This is a genomic window from Pseudanabaena sp. BC1403, assembly GCF_002914585.1.
Classification (GTDB): Bacteria; Cyanobacteriota; Cyanobacteriia; order Pseudanabaenales; family Pseudanabaenaceae; genus Pseudanabaena.
Window position 1 is genome coordinate 121,893 of sequence record NZ_PDDM01000011.1, and the last position, 18,265, is coordinate 140,157.

11 protein-coding genes are annotated in these 18,265 nt (G+C 41.9%); 3 read left to right on the plus strand and 8 right to left on the minus strand.

Features of this window, described 5'->3' with window-relative positions:
• Positions 1-180 precede the first annotated feature (180 nt).
• On the plus strand, positions 181-2,067 hold the full coding sequence (locus CQ839_RS11960) for a ShlB/FhaC/HecB family hemolysin secretion/activation protein (RefSeq protein ID WP_103668503.1): 1,887 nt from the start codon (positions 181-183) through the stop codon (positions 2,065-2,067).
• 184 nt (positions 2,068-2,251) lie between these two features.
• Here CQ839_RS11960 and CQ839_RS11965 read toward each other — a convergent pair whose 3' ends face one another.
• From CQ839_RS11965 to CQ839_RS25700, 3 genes are all read right to left on the minus strand, one after another.
• The gene (locus CQ839_RS11965) at positions 2,252-3,616 is read right to left on the minus strand and encodes a sensor histidine kinase (protein ID WP_103668504.1); all 1,365 of its coding nucleotides are present in this window, start codon (positions 3,614-3,616) and stop codon (positions 2,252-2,254) included.
• A 4-nt stretch (positions 3,617-3,620) separates the two neighbouring features.
• Positions 3,621-6,464: a CHASE2 domain-containing protein gene (locus tag CQ839_RS11970; protein WP_103668505.1), complete on the minus strand. Its 2,844-nt coding sequence runs from the start codon at positions 6,462-6,464 to the stop codon at positions 3,621-3,623.
• Between the two features lie 114 nt (positions 6,465-6,578).
• On the minus strand, positions 6,579-7,619 hold the full coding sequence (locus CQ839_RS25700) for a DUF928 domain-containing protein (RefSeq protein ID WP_103668506.1): 1,041 nt from the start codon (positions 7,617-7,619) through the stop codon (positions 6,579-6,581).
• Positions 7,620-8,604: 985 nt separating this feature from the next.
• Between CQ839_RS25700 and CQ839_RS11980 the strand changes: the two genes are divergently transcribed.
• Entirely contained in the window at positions 8,605-9,024 is a 420-nt protein-coding gene (locus CQ839_RS11980; RefSeq protein ID WP_103668507.1) for a helix-turn-helix transcriptional regulator, read from the plus strand.
• A 129-nt stretch (positions 9,025-9,153) separates the two neighbouring features.
• On the plus strand, positions 9,154-10,683 hold the full coding sequence (locus tag CQ839_RS11985; protein ID WP_258040709.1) for a PP2C family protein-serine/threonine phosphatase: 1,530 nt from the start codon (positions 9,154-9,156) through the stop codon (positions 10,681-10,683).
• 74 nt (positions 10,684-10,757) lie between these two features.
• Here the strand turns inward: CQ839_RS11985 and CQ839_RS11990 are convergent, their stop codons facing one another.
• The 5 genes from CQ839_RS11990 to CQ839_RS12010 all read right to left on the minus strand — a co-directional run bounded on the left by CQ839_RS11990 (position 10,758) and on the right by CQ839_RS12010 (position 17,966).
• Positions 10,758-11,618 carry a HEAT repeat domain-containing protein gene (locus CQ839_RS11990; protein ID WP_103668509.1) on the minus strand — a complete coding sequence of 287 codons (861 nt, stop codon included), beginning with the start codon at positions 11,616-11,618 and terminating at the stop codon, positions 10,758-10,760.
• Between the two features lie 39 nt (positions 11,619-11,657).
• Positions 11,658-12,473, minus strand: coding sequence for a HEAT repeat domain-containing protein (locus CQ839_RS11995; protein ID WP_103668510.1), 816 nt, complete (start codon positions 12,471-12,473; stop codon positions 11,658-11,660).
• A 228-nt stretch (positions 12,474-12,701) separates the two neighbouring features.
• Positions 12,702-13,190, minus strand: a complete 489-nt coding sequence (gene cpcA, locus CQ839_RS12000; RefSeq protein WP_103668511.1) for a phycocyanin subunit alpha — start codon at positions 13,188-13,190, stop codon at positions 12,702-12,704.
• A gap of 102 nt (positions 13,191-13,292) precedes the next feature.
• On the minus strand, positions 13,293-13,811 hold the full coding sequence (locus CQ839_RS12005; RefSeq protein ID WP_103668512.1) for a phycocyanin subunit beta: 519 nt from the start codon (positions 13,809-13,811) through the stop codon (positions 13,293-13,295).
• A 360-nt stretch (positions 13,812-14,171) separates the two neighbouring features.
• Entirely contained in the window at positions 14,172-17,966 is a 3,795-nt protein-coding gene (locus tag CQ839_RS12010) for a GAF domain-containing protein (RefSeq protein ID WP_103668513.1), read from the minus strand.
• Positions 17,967-18,265 lie beyond the last annotated feature (299 nt).

Genomic DNA, 18,265 nt, shown 5'->3' on the forward strand with positions numbered 1-18,265 from the left:
GTAAAACAAAAAAACTAATCACAGTTAAAGTTTTAAGTTTTTTATTTTATCGTAGAAAAATAAAAAACTGATATAATTTTATCGATTAGTTAATATTACCTGATTTTACTTCACTTATGGTTTATTAATATTGCCCGATTGAAATCATCTTGAAAAAGCATAGAAATTACTCTTGAATATATGAATTTTTGCAATCTTTTGTTGTGTAATTATCTAGCTCGTACTTTGCCATTCATGAGATTTACGATTATTTTAATATTTGTAAGTTTGTCCTCAGAATTATCTGCCGTCGAGGTAAGTGAGGCTAAATCTAAATTTAATGAACAAGGCTTATTATCACGACCTGTAAGTACAAAGCTCGACACTTCACGATTTCCGATTGAGCAAAGCCCCCTTGAACAGCCATTGCTCACGGCGCAGAGGGTTGAGCCTAATATTTCTAATCCTTTACAACGGATTAATCCCTCTCCTAGTCAACCTGTTCTACCCCCAGAGACGCTGCCTCCAGCACCAACTTTAGATCAATCAATACCTAAAGTCCCTGAAGATACAGAGACACGTCCAAATACATTTCCAGCTAAATTTTTTGTCAAACAAATTGAGGTAACTGATAGCACGGTATTTAGTACCGAAGAACTGGCTGTAGTGACTAAGCCTTTTATAGGCAGGGAGTTGACATTTGCTGAGTTATTACAGGTGCGATCGGCTATTACTCAGCTCTATACAAGTCGCGGTTATATTTCTTCAGGTGTAATTATTCCTCCCCAAACTTTGTCGAATGGGGTGATCAAAATGCAAGCGATCGAAGGCAGTTTGGAAGAGATTAAAGTTACAGGGTTACAACACCTTAATCCCGATTATATTCGTAGTCGTTTGCAATTAGCGGGGGCTAAACCTTTAAATATCAATCAATTACTTGAAGGACTACAATTACTAAAGCTAAATCCCTTAATTGAAAACATTTCTGCTGAGTTGCAAACAGGCGATCGCCCTGAAACTCGGATTTTGTTAGTGGAAGCTAAGGAAGCCAAGAATTTCAGTGTTATTCCTACTATTGATAATGGGCGATCGCCTAGTGTCGGTAGTTTCCGCCGTCAAATCCAACTATCTCATGCTAATTTGTTTGGACTTGGTGATGGATTGAAATTGGGATATACCAACACCGATGGGAGTAATGGCTTTGATTTTAGCTACACTTTGCCGATTAATCCCAGCAACGGTACGATCCAATTGGCGGCTGGCACTACGACTAGCAATGTAATTGAATCCCCATTTGATGTACTCAAAATTTCGGCTGTCTCGAAATATTACGAAGCCACCTATCGCCAACCACTGATTTTACGCCCTCAAGAAGAACTAGCTGTGGGGCTAACATTCTCTAGGCAAGAAAGCCAAACTTCACTAGGAATTGACAATATTGGGCCTTTCCCCATTTCTTCTGGTTCCGACAGCCAAGGTAGTACCCGTGTCTCCGCATTGCGATTCTTCCAAGAATGGACTAGGCGAAATGAGCAATCTGTAATGGCTTTTCGCTCTCAATTTAGTCTTGGGCTTGGTGGTCTATTCAATGCCACCGTCAACCAGCAAGAAGTGCCTGATAGCAACTTTTTGTCATGGCGAGGACAAGGTCAATGGGTACAGCTACTTGCGCCCGATACGCTTTTTCTATTGCGGGGAGATATTCAAATTGCCAATCGCACGTTGCTAACTTTGGAGCAATTTGGATTGGGGGGAGTCAGTACTGTTCGCGGCTATCGCCAAGAAGCCCTTCTAACAGATAATGGCGCACAAATTTCTGCCGAAGTTCGTTTGCCAATCTTTAAAGATGTTGCATCTAAAGAGGTTTTGCAACTAACCCCATTTGTTGATGCAGGAACTGGTTGGAATAGCAATGGCAGAAATCCTAATCCTAATACTTTGGTGGGGCTGGGTGTTGGACTATTGTGGCAACAGGGGGAAAATTTATCTATCAGACTTGATTGGGGCGTTCCTCTAGTTAATGTGCCATCACAGGGCAATAGCTCACAAGAAAGAGGCTTATATTTTTCTGCTACTGCACGTTTTTAATTGATGTTAAGTAGCTAAGCGAAATTAAATACAAAACCCAAAAAGCTGTAGCGCACGCGCAGCTTGCGCTACAGCTTTTTGATCTGGCTTTTAAAAAATGGAGGGGCAATTCATGAATTGCCCCTCCATTTTTTAAATTTTTTTTGTACATCGGTCATTTGGAAATTGCTGGATAGCGAGTTATTTAATCTTTCTCGCTGGGATCATAAACAGGTATTTCAATCGTAAACTCTGTTCCTTCTGATGAGGTAGAAGTGAGCGTCAATTTACCTCCATGAATTTCTTCGACAATCTCGCGACTAATGGAAAGACCCAGCCCAGTTCCTTTCCCCACAGGCTTAGTTGTAAACAGCGATTCAAATATTTTGGTTTGTAAATTGGGTGGAATTCCGAGTCCATTATCTCGAATGGTAATTCGCACCTTGTCATCTAATCGAGTCTCACATTGGAGCAATTCGGTTTTCACCCAAATTGTCGGTTGTTTCGCTTCACCCCGTTTTACCATTGAAACTGTGTAGCCAGAAGCGTGCAACGCATCGATCGCATTGGCTAGCAGGTTCATAAATACTTGATTCAACTGTCCCGCATAACAAGCTACTTTGGGTAGATCTGCATAATCCTTGATGATATGAATTTCAGGAATTTGATCCACGGATTTGAGGCGATGACGTAGCAGCATCAACGTAATTTCAAGCCCCTCTTCAATTTTAAAGCTCACGCGATGTTCAGTATCAGATCTAGAGAATATGCCTAGAGAATTAGAAATCGCCTTGATGCGATCGCATCCTACACGCAGAGATTTAGTGAGAGCAGGTAAGTCTGTTAATAGAAATTCTAGATCAATTAATTCAGCGTGGTCAATGATCTTATCGCTAACCTTGGGAAACTCCGCTTGATAAAGTTGCAGATGATTTAGTAGATTTGCAAATGCTTCCTGAGCTAAAGACAGGTTACCGTTAATAAATCCTAGAGGGTTATTAATTTCATGGGCTATTCCAGCCATCAACTGACCAATACTAGACATCTTCTCACTCTGCACGAGTTGAAGTTGAGACTTTTGTAGGGTTTCTAAAGCTTGAGTCAATTCTGCCGTGCGTTCTACCACCTGCTGTTCCAAATGTTGATTTTGTTCGGCAATTGTCTTATTGAGAGAACTCAACTTCAAATGTAGATTGACCCTAGCAATCACTTCTTCTTGTTGGAAAGGTTTGGTGATGTAATCTACCGCCCCAAGTTCAAAGCCCTTTACCTTTTCTGTGGGATCAGCAAGGGCAGTCATAAAGATCACTGGAATATTTTGGGTTTTAGGATTGGACAGCAGAAGCCGACAAGCTTCAAAGCCATCAATCCCTGGCATCATCACATCCAAAAGGATTAAATCAGGCTCTAGATATTCGGCTTGGGATAGGGCATTTTCGCCATCGATCGCTACTGAGACCGTAAAGCCATGATCTTCTAGAGTAGTAGAAAGCACTTCCAAATTGGTGGGATTATCATCCACAATCAAAATCGTGCTTGGCTGTAATGGCAAAGGTTGATTGAAATTCATAAGTTTATAAGGATTGATCTGTATATTGCTGAAGTAATTCTTGCAATTTCTTTATTTGAAAACCACTGGCAAGCTGACGAAGTTGACGAGTAAATGGGATAAGATTCTCATCCTGCTGCTCCAATCTGTCCAGATTTTTAACTAAATTTTTGAGCACACCTTTTCGAGCTAAATCCAGTAAAATAGCCAGCTCTTCGGTCTGCGGTAAGACGATCGCAGGATTAGAATCTAATGAAGGCTCAGTAGCATTGATGGACATATCGTTAGTAGCAGGATTCATGACCGAAGTGGCAACAAAGGCTGAGGAATTTTTAGGCCCTTCGTAAATCCACTCCAAATTCAAATGTTGCTTTAACTTTAAAAACAGGTGTTTTGACTGAATTGGTTTGGGAGTGAAGTCTGTACAGCCAGCAGTCAAACTTTCTTGCAGATCGTTGTCAAAGGTGCTTGCCGAACAAGCAATGATCGGAACAGTTTCAAATCCTTCTTGACGGCGGAGTTGACGAGCCATCTCAAAGCCATCTAAAACTGGCATGACCAGATCCAGCAAGATCAAATCTGGATGATTAGCGATCGCCTGATCCAATCCTTCCTGCCCATCCTTAGCCTCAAACAATTCAAACCCAATGTCTTTGAGTAGCTTAATCAAAAATGATCGATTGTCTGAGCGATCATCTACAACTAAAATTTTCAGCGGATGTCCCTGATAACCTGTTATTACCTGATTGGAAATAGACCGATTATTCTCCCAACCTGATGCTAGGGGAAATTCTAGATCAGTCCAGAAGATACTTCCCTCACCTAGACGACTACTGATCTGAATGACACCGCCCATTAGTTGAACGATTTTTTGGCTGATTGCCAAGCCTAGCCCAGTACCTTCGGCTTTCTTCTTTTCGTCTCCCACTTGCTGGAATGGAGAAAAGAGCCTGTCTAAATTTTCTGGACTGATACCAGACCCCGTATCTTCGATTTGGAAACGTACGGTTGCAAAGGATTCTCCCCTTGCAGATTGAGAAGCTTCACGGCTTGGAGCTTCTGACCTAGTTGAAACTAGAGTCACCTTCATGGTTACCCCCCCCACATCGGTGAACTTCATGGCATTGCTGAGTAAATTGAGGAGGACCTGCCGCAGTCGTTTCTCGTCAGAACGAATGCCCACAGGTAGGTTTGGGCTAATCTGCACCAAAAAGCTAATGTCTTTCTGAGCCGCTCTGACTGTGAAAATTTCCGTCACGTCTTCTAAGAAGGCAGACAGATGCACCTCTGAAATCACCAGTTCAATCTTCCCCGCCTCAACCTTAGCCAGATTCAGAACATCATCGATTAATGTTAGTAAGTGATCGCCGCATCGCTGGATTACCCTAACCCCTTTCTGCCCATCTTCGTCAAGATGTTTAGATCTCTGCAAAATCTGAGCATAACCAAGGATGCCATTCAGCGGAGTTCGCAACTCATGGCTCATATTAGCCAAAAATTCACTCTTAGCGCGATTTGCCTTATCAGCGGCTTGTTTTGCTATTTCAAGGTCGTGAGTACGTTCTTCAACTTTAACTTCTAGATTTTTGGAGTAATCTAGGAGTTGATTGTTAACGAGTTCCAATTGTTGATTGCTTAATTCCAACTTTTGTTGCTTGTAGGCATTGGTGATCGTGATCGCACTCATAATAAAAGCGCTTAGAGGCGGCATGATCGGCACTAAAAGCCCATTTAGAAAAGACAAGTAGCTAAATCCAAACAAAAGGCTAATAGCCGCAATAGTCCCCCAGACAGCTCGTTCACCAAAAATTTGACGTTTACCTTCGCCAAAACTAATCAAAAACCAGATCCCCCCTGTACCTAACATAGACCAAACTACGATCCAAATTCCCTGCCCAATATTAGACCAACCATGCAGCCCTGACCGACCATCCTTTGCCGAACGAATCAGTTGGCTGGCTATATTTGCGTGAACTACCACTCCTGGAGTTTTAGTTTTTGAGAAATTAGCATTATCAAAGGGAGTTGCGAAGAAATCATTAGTGCTAGGGGCAATGGAACCAATTAGCACAATCCGATCGCGAATCAGATTGTCTGGGATATTTCCTGCAAATACTTCTCGCATAGGAATAGTAGGAAATGAAGATGTCGAACCTCTCCAGTTCAGGAGGATTTGGTATCCACCCAAGTCTTCATTGCCATATCCTGCTTCCCTATCTTTCATCGGTAGGAAAACCGTTTTCCCTAATCGAAACTTTTGCTGAGCCGCATCAATAGACTCTAAGGTGATTTTCTCGGATTCTAGGTACTTCAGAGCCACTTGAGTAGCTAGCCCAGACTTAATCGTCTTATTGTCCCGTACGTCTTCAGCCGTGAGCAGAGCTCGCCGCACTTTCTGATCACTATCTAAAACCAAGTCAGCAAGCGCCACCTGTTCTTTCTTTTTTAACACTGCTGGCGGATCAACACGATCGCCAGTAATTTTCTCGACCCCAATTAGGTTCGGAGTGGTTTGAAAAACTTGAAGTAGCTCTTTATGCCCTGGTTCCTCTGGCAAATTGCGATAGATATCCATACCAATGACTCGAGGATTTTGCGATCGCAAATTCTCGATCACCTTCGCTAATACACGATCTGGTACTGGCCAATTGCCTGCTGCTTTGATATCGGCTTCGTCGATCGTGACGATCACAATATTATTTTCGACAACCTCCGTAGGTCGCCATTGAAAAAACTTATCCCTAATCGCCCACTCTAATAAATTAAAAACACCGAACAAGTTGCCAATAATTACAATCGACGAAATACTAGAACCAATAATTAAGACTATTTTAGAGCGTCCGAACAATGCTTTGAGTCCTAATCGCATAGTATCCGTGTTTAGATTTTGAGTTTCATAATCATAATATGGATAAGATAGTAATTTATAACCATCTTATCCACATTTATATCTAGAAATCTTCACTTCACCAAAAGTTTGATCTTACTTGGTAATAGCCATACTGGTTAGTAGAGGCAGTTGAACCGATTCCAACAGCTCTTTCCATTCCTTGGCAAGCAATTGATCATTTGGCTGTGCTGTCCGCAAAGAGGACAGGATTGAGGCACTATCGTACCAAACTCCATTAGTCGCCAAAATCGATGATTTCTGTAGAGATGTTTTGCCTTCTAGAGCTTTAGCGAGGTCTGCACTAGGCGTAATCCGCTTGATCCAGCCGTCAACAAAGGGACTGTTAGGATTTAAGCTACCTTCAAGCTTGAGCGCAAAAAACCACTGGTAGTTTTTGCCCACTTCTAAAGCAGGTGCATTCTCAGGCAACTGGATTGACACAATCCCTTCCTTCCCAGACACTGGTACAGTCATCTGATAAACCATTTGCTTTGACTCATCCTTGAGGCTAAAAACTGCTTCTTGAGCAGAGCTAGCTGGTAGGTAGACCAAAACCGTAGGATGTGCAGATAAGGTTGTGCCGTAGAAGGTTTGTGGTAGAAGGGCTGCCATGAAAACAGGGCGATCGCCACTCAAATAAGAGCCGTAGGCATTGGTGCGAGATGAACCACCTACTGCGTCAATGGGTGCTGAGCTGCTAGGAGGAGGCGTAAAAGCGCTTCTAGCTGCGCCACCAGTTGCCTGTTGAGGCGCAGAGCTGGCAGAAGGAGGTATAAAAGTACCGCGAGATGCACCACCAGTTGTCTGCTGAGGCGCTGAGCTGGCAGAAGGAGGTACAAAAGTACTGCGAGATGCACCACCAGTTGTCTGCTGAGGCGCTGAGCTGTTAGAAGGAGGTACAAAAGTACCGCGAGATGCGCCACCAGTTGTCTGCTGAGGTGCAGAATTGTCAGCAGGAGGTATAAAACCGCCACGAGATGCGCCACCAGTTGTTTGGCTTGGAACCGTATTGCCTGGTGGTGGGCTAAACGTGATGGACTGAGCCGTACTCGGAGAAAATACGACAGAGCTAGCTAGTAGGGTCATCATCCCTACGACACTACCCAATCGTCTATGGTTGGTTGTTGTAATCATTAGAATTACTTCCTTATAAATAAAATCACGAACTATCCACCCCTTTTTAACTGACAAAGCTCTGGTAACACCTCCCGCAAATCAAGTCAAATCAAGCTTTTAAGACCAGATCCGACTAAAAAGCCTAAAAGACAGTACCAGTCAAAGTTTGATTTGATTAAATCCAACCTTTGTCAGTCAATAAGTAAGTTGTATTTCATCAAATATAACTTACTTATTTTCATATTCATTATTAAGTGTACCCGTTAAATTTTCAATAGCATCAATTAAATTAAAAACTTTCTACCTTATTGAAGAACCAAGTTGACTGCAAAAAATTGTAAGTATCTCGACATAATTAAAGTCCAGAACTAATACCCGTAATGCTTACTGAGATGGCAGCACAGGTTTTAGGATTTTCTATTTAACTGTGCATTGCTACTTATATTTAAAAGATATCTATATGTAAAATATATGTATATATAAAAAATATATAAAAGCAGAATTATTTTATTCCGAAAATAAGTTTGAGGGTTAGCTAATCTTCTTTTAAAATACATCTTTAAAACCCGAAAACAGTTGCATGGCGCTCCGCGCCGTAAACTGTTTTCGGGTTTTAAAGATGTATTAGCTTGTCAAGCCCAAAAGCTCATTTACGTAGAGATTGAGCCATATTGTCAAAGAGGTTAGAAAAGTAAAAATTTAGAGCAAAGTTGCGTGCGACTACCCAAGTATTGATTAGTGGTATATCCTGAATTCTTGACATATCTTTCCCCTGAGTCACATTGAGAACATGATGAACTTTGTTTTTCACTCCACAATATGAACGAATCGGTTTGAAAAGCCCAGATTCTGTGTCAGAGAAAATTGAACAAGGTACTAAGTCTCTTGCCTGTCCTAAGAGAAAAGGCGATCGCTATAATTTGGTATAAAATCATTGCTGTTAGATTAACCAGCTAATTAAAAATCTAATTAAAAATCTAACAAAATTTTTTTATATTAAGCGATGCCACCAAGGTTACAAGTCAAAACTGATGATTGCTCTCCCCTAGGGTTATATGTTCTTCAATATTTAGAAGAGCAAGACATTAGTATGAACCACCTTGCTGAATTAACAGGTGTACCACAACCAAGACTCCGAGGAGCTTGCTTTAAAGGAACTTGTCCAACTCCTGAAACTTTAAGGAAGTTGGCAAAAATAATGGGTAAGCATCATTTAGAGCTGTACACCTTGGCATATCAGGGCAGAATCGAGCAGGTTCCTGAAGATGTCGATGACAACTTACTAGATATTTTAATCAGGCAAATGTTAGAAACATCTCGCGAGCTCAATCTTGCTATGCCAAAAGCTCAGCCTTCTAAAGCGAAAATTCGCAAAGCTTTAATCGAGTTAGGTTTTCGAGAAAAGCGCGAAGAGATTTTTTAAAAAGCAGAGTTGGAGCTTCGCTCCAACTCTGCTTTTTAGGTTTAGTGACAAAGATGATTGGCGAATAGTAATTTCGTGTGTTTTTTATATACTAATATGCAGATATTAAAGCTCAAGAGTAGCCCCAACATGAATAGTCCAATAAAGTCAAAAGTGGCTTCAGGCTCTCATCTCATCACTTTTATCAGTCTTTCCTTGGGATTTAGTGGACTATTATTTGGAGCCTCAGCTTGGAATGTCTTGTCAACCTATCAAGCTTTTGACAAAGCGATCGCTAACCAATTTAAATTACAAAATTTGAGCAGCCAAATCATCTATTTCGATGAAGTGCTTACTATGTCAGCGCGAATGTACGCTGGGACAGGCGAGCCGAAATGGGAATCTCGTTACAATCAGGTTGTGCCGCAGTTAGAAATTACAATCAAGCAAATTATCGAACAAACTCCAAATACTTATAATGCCAATGCCAAAAAGACTGATGAGGCTAATCTCAAGCTTGTTGATTTGGAAGCCAAATCATTTGAATTAGTACGTCAAGGCAAAGCTTCAGAGGCAATGCAGATTTTATCGGGGACTGAGTATGAATCTCTAAAACAAATCTATGCCGATGGGATATTAACGACTCGAAATGCGATATCGCTGGAAACTGAGAACAGTCTCGATCGCTATCGCCAATTTTTGTTTCAATCGTTGTTGCTTGCAGGATTGAGTTTTCCTATTTTATTAGTAACAGCCACGATCATTATTTTGCGGGTTAAGGGTTTTGTAAAGGAACGCAGCCAAGCCCAACTTTCTTTACAAGAGTTAAATCAACAACTTGAGAGTCGAGTAGAAAAAAGAACCCAAGATTTAAAATCAGCTAACTCTGAAATCACCTATTTGAACGAGAGGTTGCAGGAAGACAACCTGCGAATGAGTTCTGAACTGGATGTGACACGCCGCTTACAACGAATGATGCTACCTCTAGATGAGGAACTGGAAACTATCAAGGAGCTTGATATTGCAGGATTTATGGAGCCATCAAATGAAGTTGGTGGGGATTATTATGATGTTTTACATCACAATGGGCGAGTCAAAATTGGGATTGGCGATGTTACTGGTCATGGTTTGGAAAGTGGCGTTTTAATGATCATGGCTCAAACGGCAGTGCTGACTATGAGCGTTTTACAGGAGAAAGATCCCATTCGAGTTCTTGGCGCATTGAACACCGTATTGTATGAAAATGTTACGCGAATGAATTCCGATAAAAATATGACGCTTCTGTTGCTTGATTATTTTCAAGGACAACTGAGTTTAGTCGGACAACATGAAGAGGTAATTGTCGTCAGAGCGGACGGGACAGTAGAGCGCATCGATACAAATGATTTGGGTTTTCCCCTTGGATTAGAGGCAGATATTAGTTCATTTATCATGCAAGCTCAAATCAATCTTAATCCAGAAGATATTGTTGTACTCTATACAGATGGTATTACAGAAGCAGAAAATCCAAATCGCCAGTTCTATGGGCTAGACCGTTTATGTCAGCTTGTTCAAAATCATCGTCAAGAGTCTGCTCAGTTTATTTGTGAAGTTATTATTCAGAATCTTAAGAATTTTATCGGTTTAAGTCGAGTTTATGACGATATAACTTTACTCGTGATCAAACAACTTCAATACTAAGATAAAGCGCAATATTTAGTGAGGTGGGCGAAGCCCACCTCACTAAATATTGCGCTTTATTTAATTTACGATCCTTAAGTGTGTGGACTATTTTTAGAGGATGTTTGCCCGATCACTGCGGCTAGGTCCTGAAAACGGCGTGGATCACCTTCGCCGACAGAACTAAGCCGTTCTTCACGCTTGATTTCATAGAGGTGATTGAGAATATTTTGCCAATCATCAGATGTTAGAGGAGATCCTTTTCCTTGAACTGCCGAGCCTTTTTTAACAACATCTAAATTATTTATATAAATGAGACTTTGTTGTAGCCTTTGTTGAGCTAGCCAAGCGCGACCACGAATCGCCAAGACCTCGTCATTACATCCCATCAAATTAAATTGCACTTGAATTTCCGATCGCCATGTGGGAAGCCTATTGGCGATCGTAATTGCCAAAGACTCTAAACCTACCACAGCCGCATAGCGCACGACCCATTCTTCATCCTGCTGAGCGACAAACAATAATGCATCTAAAGCTTCTTCCTGTGCCATCTCTCGGACTTCATCAGGAAACCAATGCCACTTCATCATCCCCAGACCCTTGACGGCAGCGCGGCGAACACTCATCGCAAAGTCAGCAGTTGCGACACCAAGCAAAGTTATCAAACCTCTCGGATCGCCGATGCCAGCTAAAGCGCGGATCGCCCACGATCGCGCTGTGTAGTTATGCGTATCCAAAAGCTCTAGCAAAGCAGGAACCGCAGGATCTCCTAACTTGATCAATCCATCAACGGAAGCAACAGCAGCTCCAGGATTGTTGTAACTCAAAGCCTCAACCAAAATGGGGATAGCTCCTTCTAATTGAGCATCCGCGAGATTTTGGACGGCTTCAAGTAAAAGCTTAGAAGAATCTGCATCTTCTACAGCCTGTATTAGTTGAGAAAGACGATCAGTCATAGGTTTAAAAAGTAGAGAAGCGCTTTGCGCTTCTCTACTTTACAATAAATCATCCATCAGTGCCATGACTCGAACTGCTCCTTCTGTAAGTTCAGGAGGTATCGCAAGAGGAATTTGTTTTTCCAATAATCCTTTCAGACAAATTAGTTTGAGGCTATTCTCTGCCATCGTATTACCGATCGCTTCAGCCGCTGACAAATAACCGATTGCACCCAAATCTGACAGAACTGTTCGACGCAATTGTAAGTCGTCATTGGATAGAGCCGTGATAAGGCGATCGCCATATTGATTAGCAACCTCTGGTTCCGAAAGTTGATACATCGCCCTTGCCGCCGCATATTGCACCTTAGGAATCGGATGTTCCAAAAATGGCAAAATCTGAGGAGTGGCTTCTACAGCCCGTAATGTTCCCAATGCTTCTAAAAAAGCGTCATAGGGATGTTCTGGTTCTGCGTCAGCGCTAACTTGGAAATTGGGTTTTTTGATTAACTCAAATATATATGGTACGCAGGAGTCATCACCCAACATTTCTAAGGATTGAGCAGCCGCCTCGCGCACATAAAAATCATCACATTCTAACGACTTGATTAATGCTGGTACTGCCCTGCGATCGCCTAATTTTCCCAATGCTCTTGCCGCATTGCGCCGTAATGGATAGCCCCCTGCCTCGGTGCGATCGGCTTCATCAGCCAAAGCTAAAATCAACAGATCGATGGCTTCTGGCAAATTTACCCGAAAACGACCTAACCACCAAGCTGCATAAACTCTCAATCCCAAATCTTCACTCTGGAGATTGATGAGCGCTTGTTCGATTGTTAATTGATTATCATCTGGAATGCCAGATTCTTCATTCATAGTTTTATTTTGACAGCTATCGTTAGTCACTAAAGATCCCCCTCAATCCCCCTTATAAAGGGGGAAGAATATAATTTTGATTCTCCCCCCTTTATAAGGGGGGCTGGGGGGGGATCTATACCCTAAAACGTAAATAGAATAACTTGCTTGTAAAGGTTAGCGCAAAACGCTGTACCTAAAAAGCAAAAAGCACCCCCGAAGAGGTGCTTTTTATTTTAAAGCGAAGAATTAGCTAAGAGCATTGATTGCATAGTCAATGTAGGAGTTAGCTTCAACAGCTGAGTCTCCAGACAAGCCATGATTAGCCTTAACATACTTAAGAGCTTCAACATACCAGCTAGGAGAAAGATCAAAGGTGCGGTTGATTTCTGCAATACCAGCAACCAAGTAATCATCCATTGGGCCTGTTCCACCAACTACGCAGCAGTATGTAACCATACGGATGTAGTAGCCGATGTCACGTACACACTTGTCTTTGCCAGTTTGGGTGGAAGCGTAGTTAGCACCAGTCATCGAGGTGGTGTAAGGGAACTTGCTGTATACAGCGTTAGCTGCGCCAGAAGCCAAAGATTCAGCCTTTTCGCTCAAAGCCTTAGCAGCAGCTAGACCAGAGGTAGCTTGACGGAAACGACCGAAAGCAACTTGGGTTTCGGTGGTGCTTAGGAAACGACCTTGAGAATCGGCGGCGGATACTGCTTCGGTTAAAGGGGTTTTCATTGTGAGATGTTCTCCAAAATAGTTTTTTTAAGTGAAATGTGGTCTATTGACCAAATGATATGTCGCAAAATACTGTCTGACTGAAGACTGGACAAGACCAGACTAAGCAACAGCAGCAGCAGCCTTATCGAAGTAGCTACCGATTTCACTCATAAGAGCGGAACAATCGCCACGGGTTACGCCGTTAGGATCGTTAGCGATCGCGATCGCAGCATCCTTCATTTTGCCGATACCAACAGCAACTGAAGAACCAGGAGTACCAAGTGCCAAGTAGGTTTCTTTCAAACCATTGAGGCAACGATCTTCCAAGATGCTTGCATCGCCAGAATAGATAGCATAGGTAACATAGCGCAATACGATTTCCATGTCGCGCAAGCAAGCTGCCATACGACGGCTGGTGTAAGCATTTCCACCAGGAGCGATCAAAGCAGGCTGTTCAGCGAACAAAGCGCGAGCAGCATTAGCAACGATTGCAGAAGAGTTGCTGGTGATGCGGTTTACAGCGTCCAAGCGTTTGCTGCCATCAGCAACCATTGCGCTTAGAGCATCAATTTGAGAAGCACTGATATAAGCGCCTCTGGAATCAGCTTGGGATACTACCTTTGCAAATGCGTCGTACATAATACTGTTATCTCCAGTTTTGTAATTATCTTTTGTTTTTATGTCATCTTCAAACTGATTAAAGTCTGATGGATGATTGACCGATCTAAGCGTTATCTGATGTTTATTTCAGAAAACCTTAGAAAAACCTTTGTTTTAAATAGTTGGAAAAACTTACTCGATTTAGATAAACACTTGTGGTTTCTTCAATCTCGCGCAGTTCAATTTCCTACCTATTTGTTTATACTATGTCGTTGGATCATTTTTTATTACAGATTGTCACAATTTATAACGGGTTGTTTCAAGATGTCGTTTTTGGACTCGCGATCGCTATTGATTCTACGGGAAAAGGCGGTTCTAGCAGTTTTAGAACTACCTTTTTTATACTTCTTTTAAAATTTGCTGTATTGTCAGCAACAATTGCTTGAGCTTGACAGGCTTGCTGAGATAGGAATTAGCACCTGCTTCTAGACATTTTTCGCGATCGTTAGGCATCGCTAAGGCTGTAAGAGCAATCACGGGTATATCTGCAATTGCAGGTAAAGATCGAATTTGACGAGTGGCATCCAACCCATCCATGATTGGCATTTGAATATCCATCAAAATTAGATTGGGATGTGAAGCATTTGCCATATCGACAGCCTCCTGTCCATTTTGGGCTTGGATAATCTCATAGCCTTGTTGCTCAAGGAAGTCCACAATCGTCATCGTATTTGCTTCGCTATCTTCTGCTAACAGGATTAATGCTGGCTTGGTAGATTGCGGAATGGGTGCAGTGGATAGAAACTGCTTGTTATTTAATCTCTCTGGCTTGGTTTGAAGAGTTAGGGGTTGGCTATTGGGAGGAGTTGGAGTTGGTAAGGAGGTGGGAATAGAGATATAAGGTAAAGTAACTGTAAAGCAACTGCCTAAGCCAATGTTACTCTCGACATCTACTCTGCCATTTTGTAATTCGACTAGATATTTGACTAATGCTAGACCTAACCCTGTACCTTCATATTGACGATTGAGCTTGCTATCAATCTGCACAAAGGACTGAAAAAGCTTGCTGATATTTTCTGGTGCAATGCCGATACCAGTATCGCTAACATGAAACTGAATTGTCTGTTTGTTAACGTTTTTGTTGTCAATATCAACGGATAAAGTAACTTTGCCACCTACTGGCGTGAATTTGACGGCATTGTTAAGCAGATTGATGAGCACTTGGCGCATCCGTAATTCATCTACAGCAACTCTGATCGCGATTGGAGTAATGTTTACCTCCATAACGATTTTCTTTGCTGCTGCTGCTTGCTTGACAAAGCTCAGACTGTTCTCACAAAGTTTTGGTAATGAGGTCGGTGCAATCTGTAGCTTTAGTTTGCCAGCTTCAATTTGAGTGAGATCTAAAATGTCGCTAATTAAATTGAGTAAATGTTGACCACTTTGCTCGATGGTAACGATCGCATTTGTTTGTTTCTCGTTCAATTCACCATAAACGTTTTCTTGTAAGCTTTCTGATAAACCCAAAATGGCATTGAGCGGTGTTCGCAGTTCGTGACTCATATTGGCAAGAAATTCGCTCTTAGCCGCATTCGCCGCATCAGCAGCTTCTCTCATGGTTTGAGCCTGAACTAATAATTCAGACTGTTGCAGAGCTACCCCTAATTGTGAAGCGATTTGTGTGGCAAATTCTTTTTCTCTCGGTTGCCATTGCCGCGCTCCAGAGCATTGATGAATGCATAGTAGCCCCCAAAGTTCTTCATTTCTAAATAGCGGTACAGTTAAGATCGCTTTAACCTGAAAGTCAGAGAGCATTTTCAGGTAATCAGCTTCTAAATCGGCATTGTGTATATCATCAATTGCATAGTACTTTTGGGTAGGACTTGCTTTGATTTCTTTGACTAGAGGATGCTTGGGAATCGGAGTCCCTAAGATAGATAGATAGTTTATGCGGATATCTTCAGAAATTATTTGTCCTTGTTGACGATCGGATTTAAATCGAAAAATTATGACGCGATCGGCATGAAGCAATCGGCGGACTTCTTGAGTGGTAGTCGTAAAAATCGTAGATAGATCTAGAGATTGCCGAATTTTGCTGATTACAATCGCTAAGGTTTGCTGTTGCTCTTCTATCGCTGGTAATTGTCGGGCTTGGGTTTGGTTTTGTTCTAGCACTTCTGCTTGCTGCAAAGCTGCTCCTAAGTAAGCAGCAACCTGTTTGCCAAATTCCACCTCCGATTCTTCCCATACACGAGTTTTACTATGCTTATAAATCCCTAATAGTCCCCATAGTTTCCGCCCAACAAAAATCGGAATCACCAAAAAGGCTTTGATCAGGTAATGCTCAAGAATTTCAATATGACATGGAGACAGTTGGGCGTTATAAATGTCACTGACATTAGAAACTTCGTGGTTTTGGTAGCGACCGCCTTGAGTTTCCTGCAAATATGTGTCATTCCATATAGTTCTTGAAGCGGCTAAAATATGCGCCCATTCAGGACTAAGTGATCCGAGACGGTTGATAAATCCACCGCCCCAGTCAGGATCGAATTGATAAATGCCAACTCGATCTACGGCTAATAATTGGCGGACTTCTTCGGTAGCCGTGCAGAAAAATGTGTCTACATCTAGGGCTTGTTGTAATTTGGCGAGGATTCTGGCTAAAGCACGTTGTTGGTTAGCGATCATCGTGGAGTAGTGCAACTCCATCGTGCGAATTTGTACCTGTTTTTCTAAACTGGCATTTAAAATTTGGATCTGCTTGTAGAGTTTGTCCTGTTTGATCGCCGTAGCAAAGCGCTCGGAAAGAGACTGAGCTAAGCGGATATCTGAATCTGCCCAAGATTGTGCATTGCCCTTCTTGATTTGCTTCCATGCTTCAAAGGATTGGCGTGGTGCAAGCTGCCGCTTATCAGGATCATGTTCGCCTGCCCACAACACTTCGTGATTGGTATCATTGCGAAAAATACTGAGACAGCCCACTACTTCATATCCAAAACAGATCGGAACGATTAAAATCCCACGAATTTTGGTTGCTTGAAAAGAGATCGCCAATGTCCGAAATAATGGTTCTTGATAGATGTCGGCGATCGCCCAAATATTCAAGTCCGTGATTGACTCTTGGGGCACTGAGGAGAGTGTATAAACAGCCCGCATCCAAGCTACTGACCAAGGCTTTTCGTTGGTATTATTTTCAGAATCTCGATTAGTGGTGTTCTCGGCTGAGTGCAGAAAGTTTTGCCAGAGTAAATTTTCTTCAATATTGCGATCGTTGCCGCTAATGTGATCGGGCTGTTCACCACAGGTATACAAATCAGATGTAAGGTTCGTACCATTGATGGGCAAATACAAGCGCCCACCTGAGCCTTGAAATAACTCCACTGTTTTTTCTAGCGCTTCCTGCAATTGCGCTACAGTTCGGGAATAGAGCAAAGTCGTAACCTGATTGACATTAGCTTCCTGTTTAGCCTGTGCTCGCACCTGTTCTAATAAAACCGATTGGGCGATCGCCACAGATACTTGATCGACAACGGCTTGAATAAAATTTAATTCTTCTTCAGTCACATTGCGCGGTTCTGAATGATGCGAGATCAGCAATCCCCAAAGGTGCTGGTTGGGCTTGAGTGAAGGTAATTGGGATTCTTTAGTCGGTGGACTTTCGACAATCAGCGGTAAGTTAGAGTCTTTAGTCAGTGGACTTTCGATAACGATTGGCACAACAATTGAAGACCTCACCCCCATAGAGGTCATATATTCCATGTGGCATGGATCGAGCGGACGATAACGAATATCTGGATCTTTTACAGGTTCTCCTGTTTCGATACAGTCCAAGGGACTAATCCCTATTTGATGATTATTGAGATCGATAATTGTGCGCTGGCGAGCTAGCAAAAACAGTTCGCGAGCATAGGCGGGAATATCATCAGCAGGAAAATTCAAACCTAAAAGGGAGGGTAGACGGTTTTCACTTATTGATTCGGCAATGACTAATCCATGACCTTCAGGCTGAAACCGATAAATTTTGAGCCGATCTGTTCCTAGAAATGAACGCACCTCAGCAACAGTTGCTGACAGGATTTCCTGTAATTCTAGAGATTGACGAATATTATTAGTGATTCTATTAAGCAGCATCTGTTGAGTTAGATTAGATGTCTGCGTACTAATATTTTCTGGAGACTCAATTTTTTTGTTCATATTCAAGTAAATATCTATATTAATTTCAAAAATAATGACTGATTTTTAAAAGCGATTAAAACAAATGCGAAGAAAGATTATTTTGCGAGGCTAATCTAAATCTAAACTCATACAAAGCTATTGTAATTTAAGGCTTGCGTGAAAAGTCTTAAATCCCCCGACCCCTTTTCACTACAAAGCTTTTAACCTTTTTATGCCTATTTTTAAATATTAATTAAAAGTTTTATATACAAGATTAAGCACGTCCAACCTATTTCTAGAGTATAACCTAAGCTAATAACAAATACTGAATAAATTTA

Bases quoted from the DNA above. Each gene is read 5' to 3' on its own strand.
- CQ839_RS11985 (WP_258040709.1), top strand. From the start codon at position 9,154: ATGAATAGTCCAATAAAGTCAAAAGTGGCTTCAGGCTCTCATCTCATC.
- CQ839_RS11990 (WP_103668509.1), bottom strand. From the start codon at position 11,618: ATGACTGATCGTCTTTCTCAACTAATACAGGCTGTAGAAGATGCAGAT.
- CQ839_RS11970 (WP_103668505.1), bottom strand. From the start codon at position 6,464: ATGCGATTAGGACTCAAAGCATTGTTCGGACGCTCTAAAATAGTCTTA.
- CQ839_RS11960 (WP_103668503.1), top strand. From the start codon at position 181: ATGAATTTTTGCAATCTTTTGTTGTGTAATTATCTAGCTCGTACTTTG.
- CQ839_RS25700 (WP_103668506.1), bottom strand. From the start codon at position 7,619: ATGATTACAACAACCAACCATAGACGATTGGGTAGTGTCGTAGGGATG.
- CQ839_RS11995 (WP_103668510.1), bottom strand. From the start codon at position 12,473: ATGAATGAAGAATCTGGCATTCCAGATGATAATCAATTAACAATCGAA.
- CQ839_RS11980 (WP_103668507.1), top strand. From the start codon at position 8,605: ATGCCACCAAGGTTACAAGTCAAAACTGATGATTGCTCTCCCCTAGGG.
- CQ839_RS12010 (WP_103668513.1), bottom strand. From the start codon at position 17,966: ATGAACAAAAAAATTGAGTCTCCAGAAAATATTAGTACGCAGACATCT.
- CQ839_RS12005 (WP_103668512.1), bottom strand. From the start codon at position 13,811: ATGTACGACGCATTTGCAAAGGTAGTATCCCAAGCTGATTCCAGAGGC.
- CQ839_RS11965 (WP_103668504.1), bottom strand. From the start codon at position 3,616: ATGAATTTCAATCAACCTTTGCCATTACAGCCAAGCACGATTTTGATT.
- cpcA (WP_103668511.1), bottom strand. From the start codon at position 13,190: ATGAAAACCCCTTTAACCGAAGCAGTATCCGCCGCCGATTCTCAAGGT.